This is a genomic window from Clostridium sp. CM038 (genome assembly GCF_055081105.1).
Window position 1 is genome coordinate 3,785,001 of sequence record NZ_CM143651.1, and the last position, 23,530, is coordinate 3,808,530.

20 protein-coding genes, 11 tRNA genes and 1 other annotated feature (1 of these 32 running past the window's edge) are annotated in these 23,530 nt (G+C 32.0%); all 31 genes read right to left on the reverse strand.

Translation table 11 applies throughout. The features are described from left to right. Positions 1-1,203 carry the 5' portion of a UDP-N-acetylmuramoyl-L-alanine--D-glutamate ligase gene (gene murD / locus ACWJKS_RS17425; protein ID WP_216304371.1) on the reverse strand. Its footprint begins 174 nt before the window's first position, so 1,203 of the gene's 1,377 nt are visible here — the first part of the coding sequence; its start codon is at positions 1,201-1,203; the stop codon falls past the left edge of the window. A 180-nt stretch (positions 1,204-1,383) separates the two neighbouring features. After that, a complete protein-coding gene (locus ACWJKS_RS17430; protein WP_462960095.1) occupies positions 1,384-2,775 on the reverse strand; it encodes a glycine--tRNA ligase in 1,392 nt (463 codons plus the stop codon). 187 nt (positions 2,776-2,962) lie between these two features. After that, positions 2,963-3,128 (reverse strand) — a binding site (T-box leader). A gap of 50 nt (positions 3,129-3,178) precedes the next feature. After that, positions 3,179-3,253 (reverse strand) — tRNA-Asn (locus ACWJKS_RS17435). Between the two features lie 158 nt (positions 3,254-3,411). Next, the gene (gene lysS, locus ACWJKS_RS17440) at positions 3,412-4,941 is read right to left on the reverse strand and encodes a lysine--tRNA ligase (protein ID WP_216304368.1); all 1,530 of its coding nucleotides are present in this window, start codon (positions 4,939-4,941) and stop codon (positions 3,412-3,414) included. Between the two features lie 153 nt (positions 4,942-5,094). Next, positions 5,095-5,577 (reverse strand): transcription elongation factor GreA, encoded by a 483-nt coding sequence (greA, locus tag ACWJKS_RS17445; protein ID WP_216304367.1) that lies wholly within the window; start codon positions 5,575-5,577, stop codon positions 5,095-5,097. 274 nt (positions 5,578-5,851) lie between these two features. Next, the gene (locus ACWJKS_RS17450; RefSeq protein WP_216304366.1) at positions 5,852-6,670 is read right to left on the reverse strand and encodes a Rossmann-fold NAD(P)-binding domain-containing protein; all 819 of its coding nucleotides are present in this window, start codon (positions 6,668-6,670) and stop codon (positions 5,852-5,854) included. Positions 6,671-6,747: 77 nt separating this feature from the next. Then, the gene (gene dusB / locus ACWJKS_RS17455; protein ID WP_216304365.1) at positions 6,748-7,725 is read right to left on the reverse strand and encodes a tRNA dihydrouridine synthase DusB; all 978 of its coding nucleotides are present in this window, start codon (positions 7,723-7,725) and stop codon (positions 6,748-6,750) included. An 8-nt stretch (positions 7,726-7,733) separates the two neighbouring features. Then, positions 7,734-8,513, reverse strand: coding sequence for a type III pantothenate kinase (locus ACWJKS_RS17460; RefSeq protein ID WP_216304364.1), 780 nt, complete (start codon positions 8,511-8,513; stop codon positions 7,734-7,736). Between the two features lie 415 nt (positions 8,514-8,928). Further along, positions 8,929-10,764 carry an ATP-dependent zinc metalloprotease FtsH gene (ftsH, locus tag ACWJKS_RS17465; protein ID WP_165412323.1) on the reverse strand — a complete coding sequence of 612 codons (1,836 nt, stop codon included), beginning with the start codon at positions 10,762-10,764 and terminating at the stop codon, positions 8,929-8,931. 88 nt (positions 10,765-10,852) lie between these two features. After that, positions 10,853-11,389: a hypoxanthine phosphoribosyltransferase gene (hpt, locus tag ACWJKS_RS17470; protein WP_165412324.1), complete on the reverse strand. Its 537-nt coding sequence runs from the start codon at positions 11,387-11,389 to the stop codon at positions 10,853-10,855. 2 nt (positions 11,390-11,391) lie between these two features. After that, the gene (tilS, locus tag ACWJKS_RS17475; RefSeq protein WP_309137230.1) at positions 11,392-12,786 is read right to left on the reverse strand and encodes a tRNA lysidine(34) synthetase TilS; all 1,395 of its coding nucleotides are present in this window, start codon (positions 12,784-12,786) and stop codon (positions 11,392-11,394) included. Positions 12,787-13,185: 399 nt separating this feature from the next. After that, positions 13,186-15,576 (reverse strand): stage II sporulation protein E, encoded by a 2,391-nt coding sequence (gene spoIIE, locus ACWJKS_RS17480; RefSeq protein ID WP_216304373.1) that lies wholly within the window; start codon positions 15,574-15,576, stop codon positions 13,186-13,188. A gap of 321 nt (positions 15,577-15,897) precedes the next feature. Then, a tRNA-Met gene (locus ACWJKS_RS17485) sits at positions 15,898-15,974 on the reverse strand. Between the two features lie 5 nt (positions 15,975-15,979). Then, a tRNA-Met gene (locus ACWJKS_RS17490) sits at positions 15,980-16,055 on the reverse strand. Between the two features lie 5 nt (positions 16,056-16,060). Next, positions 16,061-16,149: transfer RNA gene (locus ACWJKS_RS17495), tRNA-Leu, on the reverse strand. 68 nt (positions 16,150-16,217) lie between these two features. After that, positions 16,218-16,293 (reverse strand) — tRNA-Met (locus tag ACWJKS_RS17500). Positions 16,294-16,298: 5 nt separating this feature from the next. Beyond that, a tRNA-Leu gene (locus ACWJKS_RS17505) sits at positions 16,299-16,387 on the reverse strand. Positions 16,388-16,470: 83 nt separating this feature from the next. Further along, positions 16,471-16,546: transfer RNA gene (locus ACWJKS_RS17510), tRNA-Met, on the reverse strand. 105 nt (positions 16,547-16,651) lie between these two features. Next, positions 16,652-16,727: transfer RNA gene (locus ACWJKS_RS17515), tRNA-Met, on the reverse strand. Positions 16,728-16,939: 212 nt separating this feature from the next. Next, positions 16,940-17,016 (reverse strand) — tRNA-Met (locus ACWJKS_RS17520). A 5-nt stretch (positions 17,017-17,021) separates the two neighbouring features. Next, positions 17,022-17,097, reverse strand: a tRNA-Met gene (locus ACWJKS_RS17525). Positions 17,098-17,102: 5 nt separating this feature from the next. Then, positions 17,103-17,191, reverse strand: a tRNA-Leu gene (locus ACWJKS_RS17530). A gap of 142 nt (positions 17,192-17,333) precedes the next feature. Beyond that, entirely contained in the window at positions 17,334-17,747 is a 414-nt protein-coding gene (locus ACWJKS_RS17535; protein WP_165412325.1) for a S1 domain-containing RNA-binding protein, read from the reverse strand. Between the two features lie 80 nt (positions 17,748-17,827). Beyond that, the gene (locus tag ACWJKS_RS17540; RefSeq protein ID WP_165412326.1) at positions 17,828-18,100 is read right to left on the reverse strand and encodes an FtsB family cell division protein; all 273 of its coding nucleotides are present in this window, start codon (positions 18,098-18,100) and stop codon (positions 17,828-17,830) included. A gap of 93 nt (positions 18,101-18,193) precedes the next feature. Then, positions 18,194-18,598 carry a spore cortex biosynthesis protein YabQ gene (gene yabQ, locus ACWJKS_RS17545; protein WP_216304592.1) on the reverse strand — a complete coding sequence of 135 codons (405 nt, stop codon included), beginning with the start codon at positions 18,596-18,598 and terminating at the stop codon, positions 18,194-18,196. Positions 18,599-18,605: 7 nt separating this feature from the next. Next, on the reverse strand, positions 18,606-18,899 hold the full coding sequence (yabP, locus tag ACWJKS_RS17550; protein WP_216304591.1) for a sporulation protein YabP: 294 nt from the start codon (positions 18,897-18,899) through the stop codon (positions 18,606-18,608). 145 nt (positions 18,900-19,044) lie between these two features. Beyond that, positions 19,045-19,305, reverse strand: coding sequence for an RNA-binding S4 domain-containing protein (locus ACWJKS_RS17555; protein WP_216304590.1), 261 nt, complete (start codon positions 19,303-19,305; stop codon positions 19,045-19,047). Between the two features lie 105 nt (positions 19,306-19,410). After that, entirely contained in the window at positions 19,411-19,686 is a 276-nt protein-coding gene (locus ACWJKS_RS17560; RefSeq protein WP_216304589.1) for an HU family DNA-binding protein, read from the reverse strand. A 118-nt stretch (positions 19,687-19,804) separates the two neighbouring features. Further along, positions 19,805-21,250, reverse strand: a complete 1,446-nt coding sequence (gene yabN / locus ACWJKS_RS17565; RefSeq protein ID WP_462960096.1) for a bifunctional methyltransferase/pyrophosphohydrolase YabN — start codon at positions 21,248-21,250, stop codon at positions 19,805-19,807. 14 nt (positions 21,251-21,264) lie between these two features. Further along, entirely contained in the window at positions 21,265-22,803 is a 1,539-nt protein-coding gene (locus ACWJKS_RS17570; RefSeq protein ID WP_216304587.1) for a putative polysaccharide biosynthesis protein, read from the reverse strand. A gap of 156 nt (positions 22,804-22,959) precedes the next feature. Further along, on the reverse strand, positions 22,960-23,511 hold the full coding sequence (gene spoVT / locus ACWJKS_RS17575; RefSeq protein WP_462960097.1) for a stage V sporulation protein T: 552 nt from the start codon (positions 23,509-23,511) through the stop codon (positions 22,960-22,962). Positions 23,512-23,530 lie beyond the last annotated feature (19 nt).

Here is a 23,530-nt window from a genome sequence, read left to right on the forward strand (position 1 = left end):
TTTATTTTCTTTAGACATACGCTCAAAAACTTCTTTTATTTTATATTTAGTGTCACCTACTAATATTAGCGTTTTAATATTTGTGTAGCCTTCTTCTGCTAAAGGTTCAAAAGGTATTTTCTTATCATATCCTCCTGCAATTAGTATAACAGGTTTTCCAAAAGCTTTGAGACTTGCTATAGTTCTAGTTGGCGTAGATGCTATTGAATCATTGTAATATTTAACTCCATCTACTTCCCTCACGAATTCGCCCCTATGAGGTACCCCCATAAAAGTGGTAGCCACTTCTCTCATGCTCGCAACTGTTGCTTCATCTTGAGTTGCACAAAAGGCAGTTAATAGGTTTTGCACATTATGCATCCCTTTTAGCTTTACTTCCTCAAGATTACACACTACCTTGTTCATAATGAATAATTTATCATTTTGAAAATATGCACCATCTTCTAGTTTCTCGCATACACTAAAATACTTAACTTTTCCCTTAACCTCTTTTCTTAATTCATAAGTTAACGCGTTATCCTTATTTAATACAATCAGATCACCGTCACGTTGATATTTAAACACATTTTTCTTTGCATTTATATATTCCTCCATATCCTTATGAATATCTAGATGATTCACACTCAGATTTGTTACTACTGCTACATCCGTAGAAACCGTCATAGTCATAAGCTGAAAGCTCGACAATTCCAATACTACTTTATCCTCTTTGGTTATTTCTTCAATATTTGCGAACAGTGGTGTACCAATATTGCCTCCAACCCAAGTTTTATATCCTTCTTTTTTTAATATATTATATATTATTGTAGTTGTAGTTGTTTTTCCATCACTACCAGTTACGCCGTAAGTTTTAGCCGGGCAATATTTTATGAACTCTTCCATTTCGGAAGTTATATATGTTCCTTCTTTTTTTGCTTTCAAAAGAGCAGGGTTATCTACTCTCATAGATGGTGTTTTAAAAATAACATCAAACCCCGTTAGATCATCTAAGTAATCTTCCCCTAATACCAGCTTCACGCCCTCTTCTTCGAAATCTATTGCTACCTGTCCCAGTAAACTATAAGTTTTTTTATCAAAAGCTGTAACAACTGCCTTAAGCTTCACTAGAAAATGTATTAAAGGAATATTGCTAACTCCTATACCTACAACTCCAACTTTTTTTCCTTTTATAAATTCCTTAAATTCATTGAAATCCTTTTTCATATAACCCTCCATGTAATCTCCATATACTTTATATTATATTATTTATTTTACAAATTTATTTTATAATTTTTTAGATTTATTCTATAAAAAAACAACGCATAGTATAACCACAGCCTACTCAAGCCTCATTATATACTACACGCCATTCTCTAAACCAAACTAACTATTCCAATTTAAAATTTAAAATTGTAGTTTTCCTTCTATAAACTTTTCTAAATCATCTATACTTACCCTTATTTGATCCATTGTGTCTCTGTCTCTAATTGTTACAGTATTATCTTCTAACGTATCAAAATCTACGGTTATGCAGTATGGAGTTCCTATTTCGTCTTCTCTTCTATACCTTTTTCCTATACTTCCGGTTTCATCGTAGTCTACGTTAAATTTTTTACCTAGCATAGCAAAAACTTCGAGCGATTTCTCTGATAATTTTTTACTTAAAGGTAGAATAGCCGCCTTAAATGGTGCAAGTGCTGGATGTAAATGAAGCACTGTTCTTACGTCTCCGCCTTCAAGTTCTTCTTCATCATATGCATTAACTAAGAATGCAAGAACAACTCTATCTGCACCCAGAGAAGGTTCTATACAATATGGTACATATTTTTCATTAGTAATAGGATCTAGATAACTTAAATCATTCCCTGAATGTTCCATATGCTTCTTTAAGTCATAATCAGTTCTATCGGCAACGCCCCATAATTCTCCCCATCCAAAAGGGAACAAGAATTCTATGTCACAAGTAGCATTACTATAGAAAGATAATTCCTCTTCTCCATGGTCTCTAAATCTTAAATTTTCCTTTTCCATTCCCAAATTATATAAGAAATTAGCACAATACTCTTTCCAATATGCAAACCATTCTAAATCTGTACCTGGTTTACAGAAAAATTCCAATTCCATTTGCTCAAATTCCCTAGTTCTAAAAATAAAGTTCCCTGGTGTTATTTCATTTCTGAAAGCCTTTCCTACTTGGCCTATTCCAAATGGAACTTTTTTTCTTGAAGCTCTTTGAACATTTTTAAAGTTTACAAAGATACCCTGAGCCGTTTCTGGTCTTAAATATATCTCTGATTTTCCATCTTCTGTTATCCCCTGGGAAGTCTTAAACATTAAATTAAATTTTCTAATATCAGTAAAGTCTTTCTTTCCACATTTAGGACATACTATTTCATTTTTTGCTATATATTCTTTTAACTCTTCATTTGAGCATCCATCAGCACTAGCTACTTCTACTCCCTGATTCGTCATATGGTCTTCCACTAACTTATCCGCTCTAAATCTAGCTTTGCAATCTTTGCAATCCATTAGTGGATCTGAAAATCCTCCAACGTGACCCGTCGCAACCCATACTTCTGGGTTCATAAGTATAGCGCAGTCAACACCTACATTATATGGACTTTCTTGAACAAATTTTTTCCACCAAGCTTTTTTAACATTGTTTTTAAATTCAACTCCCAGAGGACCATAATCCCACGAATTAGCGAGCCCTCCATATATATCGGATCCCGGGAATACGAACCCTCTGTTTTTGCATAACGCAACTATTTTATCCATACTTTTTTCAAATGTCATATTAATCCCTCCTATTTTTTTATAATCTAATGATATCTCGTTTTATATACTTCTCAATGGTCATTACAAATATATTAATATTACATCTTGTATTCTTTCCTATTTGCCCTAAATATAACCAATTCAATCCATCACACCCGCATAAAGGCATGCTCTTTTATTTTACGTACAAAAAAAAGACTATACCCCAAGGGACGAAAATTATTTCCGCGGTTCCACCCTTATTGGCACATGCCCTACTTTAAGTTCTATACACTCAAAAGTTCCTTTCACAATAATACTTTGATTGTTTACACCAGCCACAACCTCTCTTATGAAGTACTACTACTACTCTTCTTTATCACAGTGAATTATTTTATTATACATTAGATTTCTTATAATATTGAGTTCCAAAAATAAAAAATGGCTCCGCGAAAAGGATTTGAACCTTCAACCTATCGGTTAACAGCCGAGTGCTCCACCGTTGAGCTATCGCGGATTATTATTGCTTACAACAACATTATAACATATACTATTAAAAATTCAATAGTTTTTTATTTTTTATTTAAATTTCATGATTTTAAGCACTGATGATTACGCTTAAGAAGTAAAAAGGATATTTTAGATTAACTAAAATACCCCTTTGATTTTTTTAAACTACTGGATTGGTTTCATTGTAGGGAATAGGATAACATCTCTTATTGAATAAGAATCCGTTAAGAACATTACCATTCTATCAATTCCTATACCCAGTCCTCCTGTTGGTGGCATTCCTGTTTCTAATGCGCTCATAAATTCTTCATCTATTAAATAAGCCTCATCATCACCCAGTTCTCTTTCTTTTGCTTGTTGCATAAATCTCTCTCTCTGAACTACTGGATCATTTAACTCTGAGTATGCATTACACACTTCTCTTCCAAACACAAAGCCTTCAAATCTCTCTGTAAACTCTTCATTCCCTCTCTTCTTCTTTGTAAGAGGTGATATTTCTACAGGGTAATCACATAAGAATGTTGGTTGAATTAGTTTCTCTTCCACATATACTTCAAATAATTCATTTAATATATCTGCTTTTGAGCAATTTTCTAATTCTTTTTTAAATTGTAAATGCTTTTCTTTAGCTATAACCCTAGCTTCTTCATTAGTAGCTATTTTATCAAAGTCCACCCCTGAATATTCTCTTACTGCATCTACCATAGTAATTCTTCTCCATGGTGGTGTAAAATCTATCTCAGTTCCTTGATAATTTACTTTCATAGTTCCATGAACCTTTTCACAAACGTAAGCTATCATATTTTCCGTAATTTCCATCATATCATTATAATCTGCATAAGCTTCATATAATTCTATCATTGTAAACTCTGGATTATGTCTTATATCTGTTCCTTCGTTTCTAAAGTTTTTACCCATGTCATATACCTTTTCAAAACCAGCAACAATAAGTCTTTTTAAATATAGCTCTGTTGCAATTCTAAGATACATCTCAATATCAAGCGCATTATGATGAGTACTAAATGGTCTTGCTGCGGCTCCTCCTGCTACTGTGGATAAAATCGGAGTTTCAACTTCTAAAAATCCTTTGTTATCTAAGTATTCTCGGATATATTTAATTATTGATATTCTCTTCATAAACGTATCTCTTACTTGTGGGTTCATTATTATATCTACTTCTCTTTGTCTAAATCTTAAATCAGGATCTTTTAATCCGTGCCATTTTTCTGGAAGTGGTTTTAGAGCCTTCGCTACAAGCTGAAAATCTACTATATGTAGTGATATCTCACCAGTTTTTGTAACAAAAGGTGTACCAGTTATGCTTACAAAATCTCCTATGTCAAAACTTTTATATTCTTTTAATTTTTCTTCGCCTACATCATCTATTTTTATGTATAGTTGTATTTTACCATATCTATCATGAATATCAGAAAAACCTGCCTTACCATGAACTCTTTTAGACATGAGTCTACCTGCTACAATAACCTGAGCGCCTTCTAATTTCTCAAAATTTTCTTTAACTTCTTGTGATGTATGAGTTCTTTCAACTTTGTACACATCAAATGGATCTTTGCCTTCTTCTTTTAAAGCAGATAATTTTCGTCGTCTTATGGTTACCTGTTCATTATATTTAGATTCAAGTTCATGCAAGTTTTTCTCTTCGCTTTTTTCTTCATTGTTTTTTTCGTTCGACATTAATATCCCTCCTGTTTTTCCCAGGTCAGAAAATAATTACTAATCATTTATTCTGCCATATTTCTTCTATGTATATATTTCTTTAGGGCACCTACCAATTATAAATTGTTAAGTACCCCTATGTTCTATAAAAATTAAATAATTTTTAAACAATTACCCACGTCGCACTTCCAATACTTCATACCTACCAACACCATCTGGAACTGCAACTTCTATAATTGCTCCTGATTTCTTACCAACGAGTGCACATCCAACTGGTGATTCATTCGATATTTTATTTATCATTGGATCTGCTTCTGCTGAACCCACTATATAAAATTCAACTTCTTCATCAAACTCATAATCCTTAACCTTAACTATAGATCCTATACTTACTACATCTATTTCAATATCGTTTTCATCTATAACACTTGCATTTCTAAGCATATTTTCCAATTGTATTATTCTACCTTCAACAAATGCTTGTTCATTTTTAGCTTCATCGTACTCTGAGTTTTCGGTTAAGTCCCCATACCCAAGTGCTACCTTTATTTTTTCAGTAATATCTTTTCTCTTGACAGTCTTAAGAAATTCTAATTCTCCCTCTAATTTCGTAATTCCCTCATAGGTCATTACATATTGTTTTGGTACGCTCATTTATTTCTCCCCTTTTTAATTTTTATTAAATAAATTAGTAAACATCCATAAAATTCACTATCAACTAACAATACCCTAGCATATTACACCCCAACTACAATACTGTTTTCCTCGAAATATAGCAATTTCATATAATTTATATAATATAAGACTATTAGTTCAAATTGATAAATTATCGATTCTAAGATTTATTCTTAGAATAACAATACATGTAACCATTTAGCCATTATAAATCAGAGCGTTACTATTGTCAATATGTTACGAACAAAATAGTCTAATATATTACATTATTGTTGAATTTTATTTTTTTAAGATATATACCATTATACTTAAGAGCTTTTTCAATGTCACTTTCTTGCATTTGACATAATATCGATCCTAAAAGTTCGATAGAAAAATCTCCTTTAAAAGTTTTCCAAGGCACATTATAACTTACATCATTTACAGCTATAATATTTTTTGGCGTGCTTATACTATTATCTAAGAACCAGACTAATTTCCCATCACCGAATTCATAGTCTTTAGATGAAACAATAAAATCGGCTATTTTAACAGCATATAGTTCATCATCTGTAACAATAGGAGATACACCAAAATTAGCGATAATATAATCTGCAAGCTTTCTAGCTTTTACCAAATCAGGCGATAAAAATACAATATACTTGCAATGCTTTGCTAATTCCACAATAATATTATAGTTTATTATTTCTACAGCATCATATATAACAATGCAGCAATTTTTCAAACTTTTGTTTCTCATTCTAATCATAAGTTGTATACTTTTTATAACACTAAAAGCTAAGAATCGCTTTTGAAATTCATTAAAATAATTATAATCCATAGGCCTCAGTGTTTTTGGCGATAATTGCACTTCATTACATTTACATATTTTTTTAGCATAAGTTAAATTGTTTAAATATGCTTTTCTATTAAAATTAGGTGGCATCCTTACACTCGTAACTTTAATATCTAATTCTTTAATGTATTCATTACTTATTACTTTCATCTTTAGTTTATCTTTAATTTTACTTAAAAATCCAAATTCATTATATAAATTATCTATATTTGAAGTTATACATAAAATTGGCTTCATACATCTGCACCTTATACATTAATGTACTATTATCTTATTCAGTGTTAATTATATAAATTCCCGTTTTAATTTTTAAATTATGCTTCTATGGTCTTCAAATAATTTTTATAAACCAAAAGTACCTGCTTTACCTCATCATAAGTATTTTTAGTATTAATTTCATTCTTAATCTCAGCACAGTTGTTAAGCCCTTTGATATACCAGGCTGTATGTTTCCTCATTTCTCTAACAGCCTTAATTTCTTCATAATATTTTACAGCTAAATTTAAATGCCTTATACACATATCTATTTTTTCTTCAGGAGTAGGGTATATAACTTTTTCTCCGTTTATTGCCTGCTTAATCTCTCTAAAAATCCATGGGTTACCCCTAGACCCTCTTGCAATCATTATAGCATCACAATTAGTGATTTCCTTTATTTTGACAGCATCCTCTACGGAAAATATGTCCCCATTACCTATTACCGGCACTTTAACATTTTCTTTTACAGCCCTTATAATATCCCAATCAGCCTTGCCTTCATACATTTGTTCGCGAGTCCTGCCATGCACTGCAATAGCATCTATACCCGCATCCTCCATATATTTAGCAAATTCTACAGCATTAACATTATTTGAATCAAATCCCTTTCTAAACTTCACTGTCACAGGCTTTGTTGAAACCTTTTTCATTTCTTTTATTATTTGCGCTGCTAGTTTAGGATTCTTCATCAAAGCTGATCCCTCTCCATTTTTCACTATTTTATGAACAGGGCACCCCATATTTACATCAACCATACATATATCGCTTCTTGCATTGAAAATTTCACAGGAACTAGCCATAATCTTAGGATCATTACCAAATATCTGAACGGCTACAGGTTTCTCTTGACCCGAAATTCGCATAAGAGATTCTGTATTGTCACTTCCATAATATAACCCTTTAGCACTTACCATTTCAGTATATAGTAGACCACACCCTAATTCTTTGCACAACCCTCTAAAAGCAATATCTGTAATTCCTGCCATAGGGGCCAAAAAAACATCGTTTTCAAAGTTAATATTTGATATTTTCATTAAATCACCTATTCCCTATTCTTCTCATAAATCATTCTAAGGCCTTCTAAGGTTAAATTCGGATGAAACTCATCAATAGCAGAAGACTCTTTGGTTATTAGTTTTGAAAGTCCACCTGTGGCTACTACAAAAGGCTCTTCTTCTCCCATACTAATCATTTCACTTTTCATTTTATTAACAATATAATCTACTTGACCAATATATCCATATATTATTCCAGACTGCATGCTTTCAACAGTATTTTTACATATAACTGTTTCTGGTTTTACAAGCTCCACCCGAGGTAGCTTTGCCGCTCTCTCAAATAGTGCTTCAGAAGCTATTTTAATACCAGGACATATAGTTCCACCTAAGTAATTAGCCTCTTTGCTTATAGCACAGAAGGTTGTAGCTGTACCAAAATCTATTAGTATTAATGATCTTTTATAAATTTCATGAGCTGAAACAGCATTAACAATTCTATCCGCACCTACTTCTTTAGGATTATCATATTTTACATTTATTCCAGTCTTAATCCCCGGGCCTACTACCATTGGTTTCAAATCGAAATATTTTCTTATCATATGTTCTAGTGAATACATACTATTGGGAACAACCGAGGAAATTATTACGCCTTTAATATGTTCTGTTCTTATGTTTCGCTGATTAAATAATTGCATTGCTTGAATTCCGTACTCGTCAGCGGTTTTTTTTGCATCAGTTGATATTCTCCACTCTACAATTAACTCCTTTTCCTTAAAAACTCCTAAAACAGTATTAGTATTTCCAACATCTAAAACTAAAATCACTTTATACACCACCTATATAATTTAAAACAACTTGCAAGTCGTTTTATATTTTTGCCATTATAAAAACACAAAATAATGTATCCAATATTATAAATATTAATTTCAACCGTTCCTAATTTAACAATTTAATTTTAACAATTTGAACAAATTTGTCAAGTTAAATCTTTATAAGAAGTTTTGTTTAATTAAATCATCTCCTAGGTCACTGCAATATTAACGGTTACAGTGAAAGTTACACCTATAACGCTAATTCTATATATTATACCACAATCCTCAACAAATGTTGGTATATAATTACAGTAAGTTTCTTAGTAAATCGCACTAATATAAAGTTTCTGTTAGAATGGACTCTCTTTACTGGTTAAATGATATAAAAAAAGACATACAGCTAACTCACTGTATGTCTTTTACCAAGTTAAATCTTTGTTAAATCAATCTCACCTGAATCTGTTTTAGCCATTATAGCCTCAAAATCCACGCCTTCGAGTTTTTCTTTTAACAACAGTTCTTGAGCTACTGCATGAAGTTTACTTGCATTTTCAGCAAGAATTTTTTCAGCTTTTCCATAGGCTTCATCAATAAGCATCTTAACTTCTGAATCTATTTTATTAGCTATTTCTTCACTAAAGTTTCTACTTTTGCCTAAATCTCTTCCAAGGAATACTTCATTATGATCATTACCAAAAGATATTGGTCCGAGTTCATCACTCATACCATATTCCATAACCATCTTTCTTGCAATAGCCGATGCTCTATCAATATCATTCTTAGCACCTGTGCTAATATCTTTTAATACTAATTTTTCAGCAACTCTACCGCCTAATAACCCGACCATTTCATCTTTAAGTTTTAGTTTTGAAGTATAAGCAGTATCCTCTTCAGGTAGATGCATTGTGTACCCACCTGCCATTCCTCTTGGTATAATACTTATTTGATGAATTGGATCAGATAATGGAGAATATTTCATTACTACAGCATGCCCTGCTTCATGATATGCTGTTAATTTTCTATCTTTTTCACTGATAACTTTACTCTTCTTTTCCGGTCCAGCAATAACTCTAGTTACTGCTTCATCAAGCTCTTTCATTTCTATAACTGTTTTTTTATTTCTAACTGTAAGCAGTGCAGCTTCGTTCATTAAATTCTCAAGGTCTGCACCAGTGAACCCAGGTGTCCTTTTAGCTAATACATCAAGTTTTACTTCTTCTGCTAAATGTTTACCTTTGGAATGTACCTTTAGAATTTCTTCTCTTCCTTTAACATCAGGCGCACCCACTAATATATGTCTATCAAATCTGCCTGGTCTCAAAAGAGCAGGATCAAGTATGTCTGGTCTATTTGTTGCGGCTATCATAATTATGCCTTCATTTACACCAAATCCATCCATCTCAACTAATAGCTGATTTAGAGTTTGCTCTCTTTCATCATGACCACCGCCAACGCCAGCTCCTCTTTGTCTACCTACTGCATCAATTTCATCAATAAATATTATACAAGGAGCACTTTTTTTCGCTTGTTCAAATAAATCTCTTACTCTTGAAGCTCCAACACCTACAAACATCTCTACAAATTCCGAACCTGATATACTATAGAATGGAACTCCTGCTTCTCCTGATACTGCTCTCGCAAGTAACGTCTTACCTGTACCCGGTGGTCCTATAAGAAGAATACCTTTAGGAATTCTTGCACCTGCTTCTAGGTATCTTTTAGGTTGTTTTAAGAAATCTACAACTTCTGCAAGTTCTTCCTTTTCTTCATCTTCACCAGCTACATCATCAAATGTAACTTTCTTCTTATCTGGCGTTGCTATTTTGGCTCTACTTTTACCAAAATTCATTACACCTCTATTACCGCCACCGCCGCCACCTTGCGATTGCTGCATATACATAAACCAAAAGGCCACTAACATTAAAATTATAAGGAGTGTTGGCAAGACATTTAACCACATTGGCATACTAGCTGGCTTTAAGTATGTTTCTGTAACGCTTGCATTTGGGTTTTGGTCCATAACTTGAAGCAATCTCGTCAATGGGACTATAGTTTCATATCGTGTTCCGTTCTTTAGTTCTCCTGATACTGTTTTATCTTCTTTTACCTGAACAGTTTTAATATCCTTTTTAATCCAATATTCTTGGAATTTATTAACGCTGATTTGACTAACATCTTTGCTACTATCAAGTACGGTTAGTGCTGCATAAATCACAAGTACAAACACTACGATCCAGATTGATGCACTAGAAATTTTCTTCATTAGAAACCCCCCTCTCTTTTTATTCACTTTAAAATTTTATCACATTAAAAAGCAGTTGACAATAATATATATATTATTTTATACACATTTACTTATAAATTTCTTCCTTAAGTATTCCTATAAATGGTAAATTTCTATATTTCTCTGCATAGTCCAGGCCAAATCCTACAAGGAAGTAATCTGGTACATCGTAACCTAAATATTTAACATCTATATTGGCCGTTCTTCTTTCTGGTTTATTCAGTAAGCATATAATTTCTAAACTATTAGGTTTCCTTGCAGATAGTAACTTCATTAGATATTTAAGTGTAACTCCAGAATCTATAATATCCTCTACTATCAATACATCCTTTCCCTCAATTTCAAAGTCTAAATCCTTTAAGATCTTTACAACTCCTGAAGTTTTAGTGGAATTCCCATAGCTTGTAACTGCCATAAAATCCATTTTACATGGAATTGTAATTTGCTTTACTAAATCTGACATAAATATGACTGATCCTTTTAAAATACCAATGAGTATAAGCTCTTTGCCTAAATAATCCTTACTTATTCTTGCGCCCATTTGCCTAATTTTATCTCTTAATTGATCTTCGCTGTATACTACCTCTTTAATATCATTGTTCATTCTTATTCCTCTCTTCCAATTCTAATCTGCAATATATTTTTAGTATCCTTTGTAACCTTGAATTTTTCGCTAACCCTATATCCAACTACCCAACCTATATCATCGCCAAAACATATTAACGGTATTGCATTTCTTTGGGCTTTAGGTATTTTTAAATCTATAAATAAATCCTTTATCTTTTTACTACCCTTCATACCTAGTGGAATGAATCTATCCCCATCTTTTCTATACCTAAATATTATTGGTTTCTTAATTTTATCATAGTCAAAATACTTAATACAATCATTTTCTTTAAATTCTGTAAATTGTAGCTTAGGATTAACATCAATTTTTACTACTTTATTTAAAGAATGAATAAAGTTTTCCTGATTTATATTTAGAGAGTACTGATTGTTATTAGCTTCAGTAGCTTTTACACAAATATATATATGTATATTCCCATAACAGTTTTCAACTATTATATTCTGAGGTAGCATTATACTTTTACCTGTTTCATGTCTTTGAAGTTCTATAATACTATATATATGAACTTTTTCAAAATTATATAAATTATGATTCACCGCAAGCAAAGCACTCCTAATAATCCTACTTAAAATTGCTTCATGCTCCGCAAAAGCCGCCTTATTTATTATAACCCTTTGCTGACCTATCTCACAATGTTTTTTATACTCTTTTTCAGAAATATTTTCCAAATAATCATTGTCTTTTTTTACAATATCTGATAATCGATTTAATGTTTTAATTATATCTTTATTAAAATTTTGTTCCATATATGGAATCAATTCTAATCTTACCTTATTTCTCGCATAAATATTTTCTAAATTCGATTTATCTATTCTTGGATTGATATTATTATTTAAACAATATTTCTCTATTTTTTTTCTACTAAGACGAAGTATGGGTCTTACATATATTTTGTCGCGAACAGGTCTTATTCCTACTATTCCCTCGATACCCGTTCCTCTCATTATCCTCATTAAAATAGTTTCAGCTTGATCATTAGCATTATGTGCCAAAGCGACTTTATTAGCATTTAATTTAACCATAAGTTGCTCAAAAAATTCATATCTAGCTTCTCGTCCTGCCATTTCACAAGATAAATTCTTTTCCTTTGAAATTCTATGTACATCCACTTTTTCACTATAAAAATCTATATTCAAACTCTCACAAATTTCTTTTGCATATTCCTGATCTTTATCAGACTCATCTCCTCTAAGACAATGGTTTAGATGTGCACCAATAAGTGTAATCCCAAGTTCTTCCTTAAAGTTGTTTAAAATATAGAGCAAACACGTGGAGTCAGGTCCACCAGAAAATGCAACTATAACCTTATCTCCCTTATCAAACATTGAATTCTCTTTTATAAAGTCCATAACTGTTTCTGACAAAATTTTCACTTCCCAAATTTATTTTTAAAATGTTTTCTGTTTTTTGCAGGTTTATATTTTTTTAATACCATATCACTATATCATATTACTATATCATTTAGTAATATATATTTTCCATTTTTTTAGACACACCTTTAAATCATCTCTTGGGTCGCTGCAATATTAACGACTTAGAAGGCGATTTAAACTCCCACCGAAGTTTTCAATTTGTTAGGGCATGTAACTCCCACTTATAGAAATGAGAGACTTTCCTTCTGAAATGCCGTTAAAAATGGGAAAAATGAAGAATGTAAAAGAGGTTCTTACCCCCATAAATACTTTCTCCATTTTTTAATCTCTTTTATTATATATTCCCTGATTTTTCTCTCAATTTACAGGGCATTAAAATATTTCTTTTATAAAATACATTTAGTATAGACTATATATCTTTGAAACAAGAACTGTCATATCATCTTTTACTCTATTGCCACTTAATTTTTTTGCTTCTGAGAGCAACCCTTCAGCTAAATCCTTGGGATTGTTGCAATTATTTTTACCTAAATAATCAACTACCCAATCCACCCTCCCTACATTTTCATCATTGTAATCTAATACCCCATCACTAAGCATAACCATAATATCTCCATTTTTTAATTCCATTTGCTGTATATCTATATCTGCTTTATCTAAAACACCGATAGGAAGAGATTTTGATTTTATAATTTCTAAACTTTCACCTGATTTTAGAAAAGTTGCAACTGCCCCCACTTTTAAGAAATCAATTTCCCCAGTGTATAAGTCTATGCTGCTTAAATCTATAGTTGAAAATTTTTCTTCTTCGGAAAATCTCAATGTCATTATTGAATTCACAGTGTTTATAGCCGTAATTTTACTAAAACCTGCTGATGTAAACTTTTCTATTAATTCAACCGCAGCCTCGCTCTCTCTACCCGCTTGGGGTCCTGATCCCATGCCATCACTAATAACTGACATATAACTTCCATCAGGAAGCTTACCAAAGCTATAGCTATCTCCATTGGACTTTTCACCATCTTTACACTGCCTAGCCACATTAGATACCACATGAAACTTAGGTGTTTCTTCAATAGTTACCTTACATATATTGGTCTTCGGATTTATATTACACCCTTCCTCACTAACACACATGCACTTGCCTGTGACCCCATTTATAATCGGCAATAAATCCTTTACACACATTTGCCTTCCACTGCAAGCGTTAAGTGACAATTTAATACTCAATCGTCCGAGCTTATCATTCAAACACATAAGATCATTGTGCTTAACTCTATTTTTATCTAAGGCTCTACATATAAGTTTTTCCATAGAAGTATCTATTTGAATTTCAGAATTAAAATCTTCAACAATTTCTCCTACAGAACCCGCCATATTACTAATCTGATTTGCTAAAAGCTCTCTGCCTTCACTAAGCCTCGTTCTCCACATTTCATTTATAATGTGCTTATTAACAATATCTTCTGTATTTTTAAGTATGGCGGTTCTCTTTATACATTTTCTTTCAATTTCTTCCGGTACGCTATTATTCTTCCTCTCAAAATTTTGAATTAATTCTTCAAATGCTGCATATGTATAATGTAATTCCCTTTTCCAACACATAGACTTCATATTACAATTACTACACACCCTGTCCGCAAGATTTTCAACCAACGCGCTGCTTTTACCTTTCATCGCCAATTTTTCATTATCCACTAAGTTATTTAATATATCTGACATATTAGAAAGTACATCTGAAAAATTATTTAGCCTTCCTACAAATGTATCTTTAATTTTATTTATATACCCCTGTTCTACATTTTGCTTTTTTTTATCGGAATTAAATTCTGTGGATAATTCGCTATAAACTTTTTGTGGTATTAGCAAAAATATTACAGCAGCTACAAAAGCTTCAAATATCATAAAATCAGATCCCGTAATACAATATATTTTTATTATTGAAAAAGCCACTAAATAAGATGTTGCACTTAATATCTTTCCAGTTTCTTTAAAAACACCCGTTATTAAGCCACAAACACCATACATTCCTATAAACACAATCATATTTTCAGAAGACATTCCTACAATAATACCCATGGCAATTCCTGATGCAGCACCAGCTCCACTTCCGTTAATGTAAGCTATTATTATAACAAATGCCAGGCCTAAAATATTCGTAATTGATATGGCAAATATACTTAGTCCCCAAGTACCTGCTATAATTAAAGAGCTTATAATTGACATACTTATTATTTCTTCATTCGAAAATATATGTTTTGTTTTAATCTCCTTAAAGCATAAAAGACTATAGTCCAGAATAAAATATAATGGGAAGATACATAAAACTAGAAAAAATGAATTTAAAAAAGCCATTAACCCACTTACCCGGGTTATGAAGAAATTATAGGTAAACAACTCAAATATAATAATAGCAAACATGCTAGCTAAAACTTTAGTTTTTGATTTTATTTTGTTGAAAACATGACTCAAAAAAGCAATTGTAACTATTACTAGTAAATATGATGGTATATTCTTTGCACTACCATTTAAAGTAATATAACCTAAAAATGTACCACTGGCTGTAATTATTGAAATTCTATGATTATTTACAAATATTGTAGCTATTAAGAAAGCTATACCAAATGGGGCAGTGTTATTAAGAAGCAAGACCCTACTTATTAATAAGCTTATAACAAAATAAACAATTCCTGTAATAATTAAATTAGTATTTAATGCATTTTTCTTTTTTACTTCATCTTTTATCTTTCTAAGTCTTTCATATGGAAATATATCAATCCCGTATTGCATATTAAAAATCACCCACCCTTTAATCATTAGGACTCCATTATAGCAACGTCTCTTGGAAATAAATGTCATAAGATGGGGCGCTCATATATTTTTTATGAGACAATAATTTGTATATTTTTTACATTAGATTTTTACAATTCCCTATAATATAAAAAAACCTACCATATTAATATAGTAGGTTTTAAAATATTAAATGAAGCATGTCACTTCATGGCATTGTATATTCGAGAAATTTATACTTATATGTTTTTGCACATTATAGTTTAAGTTTTATAGTTTTCCAGCAAATAAAAAATAACTCACAATATAAATTGTGAGTTATGGTAGCGGAAATAGGACTTGAACCTACGACCCTTCGGGTATGAACCGAATGCTCTAGCCAGCTGAGCTATTCCGCCATAGTTGGTTGCGGGAGTAGGACTTGAACCTACGACCTTCGGGTTATGAGCCCGACGAGCTACCAACTGCTCCATCCCGCGATATTTGGTGCTGAAGACCGGAATCGAACCGGTACGGTGTTTAACCACCGCAGGATTTTAAGTCCTGTGCGTCTGCCAGTTCCGCCACTCCAGCTTACTTACTTGTAGTATACTTGTTATGAAGTTTTATTTTACTTACGTTCTAAATAATCTAAAACTTATTGGTTGCGGGAGTAGGACTTGAACCTACGACCTTTGGGTTATGAGCCCAACGAGCTACCAACTGCTCCATCCCGCGATATTTGGTGCTGAAGACCGGAATCGAACCGGTACGGTGTTTAACCACCGCAGGATTTTAAGTCCTGTGCGTCTGCCAGTTCCGCCACTCCAGCTTACTTACTTGCAGTATACTTGCTTTTAACTTACCTATTATGAAATCTTATTTAACTTACGTATTAAGTAATTTAAAGCTTATTGGTTGCGGGAGTAGGACTTGAACCTACGACCTTTGGGTTATGAGCCCAACGAGCTACCAACTGCTCCATCCCGCGATATTGTATTTAAGAATAAATTTGAATTAATACGGCACTTGTTTGCTTTTAGCTAATTATATTTAGAATCTTATTTAACTGAAATAATGAGTGATTTAAACTCATTGGTTGCGGGAGTAGGACTTGAACCTACGACCTTCGGGTTATGAGCCCGACGAGCTACCAACTGCTCCATCCCGCGATATTAATGCTAAAGCCCAAACTTTAATTGATACAATATTTAACTATCATATTATTTTAAGCTCTATGTGTCTATTTATTTTTTCATACCAGCTTACTATTACTGTTAAATAAGTTTCTTAAAATCATTTTAATGTTATACTAATTTGCTACATATGTCAATAGTTTTTTATAAAAAACATATTATGTTTTTAAACTCATCATATGCCAAAGTGGTAGCGGAAATAGGACTTGAACCTACGACCCTTCGGGTATGAACCGAATGCTCTAGCCAGCTGAGCTATTCCGCCATAGTTGGTTGCGGGAGTAGGACTTGAACCTACGACCTTCGGGTTATGAGCCCGACGAGCTACCAACTGCTCCATCCCGCGATATTTGGTGCTGAAGACCGGAATCGAACCGGTACGGTGTTTAACCACCGCAGGATTTTAAGTCCTGTGCGTCTGCCAGTTCCGCCACTCCAGCTTACTTACTTGCAGTATACTTACTTGTAGCTTAGAAAATGCTACCTCTTGGCAACATGTTTTATTATATATGATGTATAAACCGTTGTCAATAACTTTTTTTTGTTAAAATAGGAACTAAATACTTAGTTCCTACAGATTTACTAATAGCTTGAAGTTTTTTTACTATAACCTCTTCCTTTTCCTTCTTGATGTTTTTTAACATCTTGAAATCTTTCTTCACTATCTTTTAGAAATTTAGTCATTATATCTTCAAATCCACTTGCATTTGCTTTGCTTTTTTCCTTTTCCCAATCTATTTCCATAGGTTTAATAGATTTTTTAGGCGCTCCAGCTTGTTTTATTGATAAACTGATTTTCCCATTATCATCTACAGAGATTACTTTAACTTTTACTATATCATTTTCTTTTAGATGATCATTAACATTTTTAACGAATGTATCTGAAACCTCAGATATATGCACTAATCCTGTCTTACCCTCCACTTCTACAAACGCACCAAAATTGGTGATATTTACTACTTTACCTTCTACAATACTTCCAGCCATTAAGGTCATATTAAAAATACTCCTCCTTAAAAATTATGTTTTTATTTTATATATTAATTTAATAATAAGCGTAACAATAATTATAGCATTTAGTTTTTATTATCCATAACAGGAGTTTCACCTTCTTTAACAAGACCTAATATTTCTCTTGCTAATTTTTCTATATATTTGTCAGTTTTAGATAACTCTACTTCATCCTGTAATACTTTTTTTTGTTCTTTTTTCTTTTGTAATTCAACATTATACTTTTGCAGCTCTTTCTTTTGTCTGCTCATAATTGATTGTTGCTGAATTAAAAGATAACATACATACATCATAGCAAAAACTAATACGGCACTTTTAATACTAAATTTTTTTTTCATATCCCATACCCTTTTCCTTTCAATGGAATGAGTATTGTTTACGCTTCATAAACCTATTCTAATTTGTATTCCACATTTCTTCAAGCTATTTCTTTATAATTTATCTTTTTTTTTTATTTTGAGCTTATAAACTAACAAATTTGCTGGGTATAAAATAGCATTCCATACAACCCTAAATACTTTCCCATTGAATATTATTAATTTATATTGTACCCTTATAAATACTCCACTTAATAGTTTCAAATATAAGTATACTCCTAATATTAAACATACATACACATAAAAGTTTATGTACCCTTTATTAGTATACATCAAAAATATAAAAACCACTATAGAAGTTAATGTCCAAAATAACAAATCCTGTATTATAGTCAGCACCTTGTTAGGATTTTCAAATCCCCTTATCAATCTATATATATCAAAAAATACTCCAGTTATTATTCCTGCTAGCAAACTGAAAATTATAAGATTAACTTGGCCTATCAAAGAAATTATCATAATTCTTCTACCTAAACAATCTTGATATTATGCTATCTTTTTTTTCTTTACTTTTGTCGCTAGTATACACAAAAGAATCCACTTGCCCAGTTATTATAACATCCCCATTTTGAACATCTAACTTGTTCATCTTTAATTCTCGTCCTTTTACTATCATTGTTCCAACATCTGTATTCAATAATATTTGGCTTTCATTAAAATTTATAACCTCTACAACTCCGTTAACAGTTAATTTTTTTCTGTTTTCAAGCATTAAACTGCTTTTCTTATCTTCTATTTTTATTTCTTTCTTTACTTCCATAATATCCCCCTTATTAGTTTTGCTCTAAAAAATTGGGAATTAAGAAGCTAATCTTATTCTCAATTCTTAATTAATGACATACAATTGTATTCCTATAAAATATATATGCTTATTAACCTTAATTAAGAATTGTATTTAGCAACATTTATTCTTTGTCTTCTCTTCCTGAAATTATTTCATACATTTCTTTTGCACTCTCTTTTGTCACATGCTCTGCAATATTTATAATTTTAGCTTTTAAAATTTGATTTGCAAATTTAATTTCTATAATATCACTTTCACCTACTACAGTTCCTGCTTTTGCCACTTTATCATTTATAGAAACTCTGCCACTCTCGCAAGCTTCTTTTGCAATGGTTCTTCTCTTTATAATTCTTGACACTTTTAAATATTTATCTAATCTCATTTATACTTCCCCTTTTTAATGTTCTTTACCCATTCAATAATTCAACCAAAGTTTTTAAAATAAAAAACCTAGATATACATCCAGGTTTTTCACATCATAATAATATTATTTGTTAACTATATCTTTAAATTCTTTACCAGCTTTAAATACTGGAACCGTTGATGCTGCAATTTGAATTTCTTCCTTTGTTCTTGGGTTTCTACCCATTCTAGCTGCTCTTGCTCTTGTTTCAAAAGTTCCGAATCCAACCAATTGGACTTTTTCACCTTTTTCTAATGTTTCTTCAATACTTTCTATAATACCTTTTAGAGCTGCTTCTGCATCTTTTTTTGTTAAATTAGATTTTTCTGATATGCTTGTTATTAATTCTGATTTATTCACTTTTGTTGCCTCCTTGTTATTGAGTACATTACTTAGTAGTGATTATACTATTAAATAGCATATTCTTCACTGATTTTGAAATTCCTTCTTTTAGTCTAATTTTTATTTACAAATAAATTTATCGTCTTTTAGATTCGTTCCATAATTCGTCCATCGCAGTAAGTGTCATGTTCTTTAAATCTAAATCCTTATTCCTTGCACTTTCTTCTATGTACGCAAAGCGATTGATAAATTTATCTATAGTATAATTTACTGCAAATTCAGGGTCTATGTCAAGTAGTCTAGCAACATTTACAGTAGAAAACACCAAATCTCCCACTTCTTCTACTATTTTTACCCTATTATTACCTTTATATACATCTCTCACTTCCTGTAATTCTTCTAGAATCTTTCCCATAGCAAGTTCAACGCAGTCAAAGTCAAAACCTACTTTTGCTGCTTTTTGTTGAACCTTCTCTGCTCTCATTAACCCTGGCAGGTTTTTCGGAACATGCTTTAGCGTATCCGTATAACTCTTAAACCCTTTTTCTTCACTCTTAATATTTTCCCAACTTTCTAAAGCTTCGTTACTATTTTTACCTTCTGAAACTTTAAAAATATGAGGATGCCTGTTTATCATCTTATTTGTGATGCCGCAAATAACATCATTTATATTAAAATATCCCTCTTCTTTTCCTATTTGTGCATGAAGTACAACCTGTAGTAATACATCACCTAGTTCCTCAATAATATTATCTTCATCATTGTCTTCTATGGCTTCTATAACCTCATAACATTCCTCAATAAGATATTTTTTCAAAGATTCATGCGTTTGCTGTCTATCCCATGCACATCCATTTTCAGCTCTCAATGTGTCCATAACTTGAATTAAATCGTGAAAATCTTTTGTAGCCTCTAATTCTTTTGGTATATAAATTGAGGTTAGATAGTCTATATCCTTTTGTCTATCTAATTCATATAAGTTAATTTTCCTTATACTTTCTAACCCTTTTATACCTGCAGCTCTAACAAAACAAATCTCCATATCATCTTTGTAATACTCAAGCAAAGCAAGTTTTACGTCCGAAGCTATAGAAACGTTATAAACTTGAGTTATTAAAAGTCCTACCCTTTTATCTAAAACTTGATTTTTTATATCAAAGGCATCTATTATTTTTAGTCCTTCAATAGGATCTAGTTTTAAGCTTTGAATCACTGCATCTATAAAGCTAACCGCGGGAAGAATTTCTATATCTATTTTGTTTTTTTCACAAAGCTTTATTAAAAGTTTAACAGAAGTTTCTGCCACAAGCGGGTGACCTGGAACTCCATATACGATATCCCCATATATTTCGTGTTTCTTAATAAGATCTTCTGCAATAGCCCTATACACATCATCAAAACTATTATATTTTTCATATCTATCATCATAGGTTTCAAATTTTATACATATCGATTTTAGGTAATCCACAGTAGGGTGCTTTTCTGTTCTTAAATAAATCTTTTTACCACCTTTAAGAATTTCAAGTGTTCCTACAGTTAGTGATTCTACTGACCCAGGACCCAATCCCACTATTTTAATCATTAGCTTCCACTCCTTTATTTTTGCTTTAAAACTTTCTTTTTAATTTCCTCATATTCAAATATTCTAAGCAAAAAAATAAATATTAAATAAACAATAACGCCTATTAATATGGATATTAAACAAGATAATCCACTGCTCCTTGTATAATTATAGACATTAGCGTTACTAAATACAACTGCAACTATCATTATAATAGCAGCAATAGCTGGTTTTACAAAAGAGTCTACACTGTTGATTTTTATATTTAAATTTCTCTTTAGATCGTGCATATTTAATAAACAACTTGTAACATATCCTAAAATGGTTCCTATAACTGCCCCATAGATATTTACAAATGGAAGCGAGACTAATACGTACGTTATAATAACCTTTACGATGCACCCTAATGCCAAATTGTATACAGGCTTCATATAATTGCCTACGCCTTGAAGTATCGCAGTGCTGGTTTGCGTTAAAATTACAAAAGGTATGCATATTGATATATATTGTAGTATTTCATATCCGGCCGCATCTTTCATAAAAACCAAATTCATTATAGGATAAGCCATAAAAAACATCCCTAAAGAAGACGGCAGCGAGATAACATTAGACAATTTCACAGCCATATCTACTCTTTTAATAAGTTCCCCACTTCTTCCTAAATAAAACGCTTCAGCAATTATAGGCACTAGAGATGTGCACAGAGCCATTGAAAGAGCCAAAGGTACATTCATCAATGTAAACACCTTCCCAGTCAGCTGACCATACATTACGGCGGATTGTGTTTGCGAAAATCCAGCTTTTAGAAGTTGCTGCGGTACTAACATAGAATCTATCAGTGCCATAACCGTCCCCACTGCAGCACCCAAAGATATTGGTAATGCAGCCTTACTTAAATCAGCTAAAATATGCTTGTGCTTTGTTTTTTTCCTTACTGACTGCCCTTTTTTCATTTTAGTATAAGTTAAAAATAAGTATATACTTCCCATAATTGCACCAACAAGGGTTCCAAGGGCCGCTCCTGCAGCCGCATATTCAATCCCCTTTGGAAACAATAAATATGCAAATAAAACTCCAGCGACAACTCTTCCAAACTGTTCTACTATTTGCGAAACAGCAGTAGGTCTAACATTTTGTAGCCCTTGAAAGAAGCCTTTAAAAGTACACATAACGGAAACAAAAATTGGAGCTATAGCAATTACCAAAAAAGAGTAATATGATTTAGGATCCCATTTAAGCATTGATATAATAGGCCTTGCAAACATTAACATAAGTGTAGTAGCTGCTCCGCCTAATATAATCATTAAAACAAGTGTTTGTCTTAAGACTTGGTGCGCTCCCTCCTGATCATTTTTAGCGGTCATCTCCGCAATAATCTTAGACATAGCAATGGGCACACCTGAAGCTACTGCTACAAACATCATATACAATGGATAAGACATCTGGTAGTATCCCATCCCCTCATCTTTTATAAGTGCTTGTATTGGAATTCTAAAAAACAACCCTAAAAATCTAGCAAATATTCCTGCCATCCCAAGTATAATAGTCCCCTTTATCAATGAATGTTTCTTCATAATAACCTCCTTATATTCCCGTGGTGTATGTAAGAATTACATTCTCTAATTATGAATATTTGATTTAAGGGCTTATTATTACTAATACTTCAAAAAACAAAAGTATATATTACTGCAAATATGTTTCACTTCGCTGAGTAATATATACTTTTAGGTTTATTGTTCCATTTGTTTTCCTAGAAAAGAGGCTGCAGTTTCAGCTAGCTTTAACTCTAAGTTTCCAAATTTAGCTTCTAGCTCTGTAGATATTATTATTACTGCTCCAATTGCGTCCCCTTCTGCTATTATAGGCGCAATTACTTGAGCATGGTATTTATTTTCCATTTCATCATCGTACAGTGCTATAACTTTTTCTGAACCTTCACCTAATACAGCAGCTTTTCTATTTTCCATTACTTTTTCTAATTCATTACTAATTTTTTTATCTACATACTCTTTTTTAGGACAACCGCTTACAGATATTATGTTGTCCTTATCGCATATGATTATTATGTTTCCTATGTTTTGTTGTAATGAATCAGCATATTCTCTAGAAAATTCACTTAATTCACCTATAGGTGAATATTTCTTTAAAATAACTCCACCTTCTCTATCAGTAAATATTTCCAGTGGGTCTCCTTCTCGTATTCTCAGTGTTCTTCTTATTTCTTTAGGTATAACAACCCTTCCCAAATCATCTATACGTCTTACTATTCCGGTTGCTTTCATTTAAATAATTCCCTCCTTA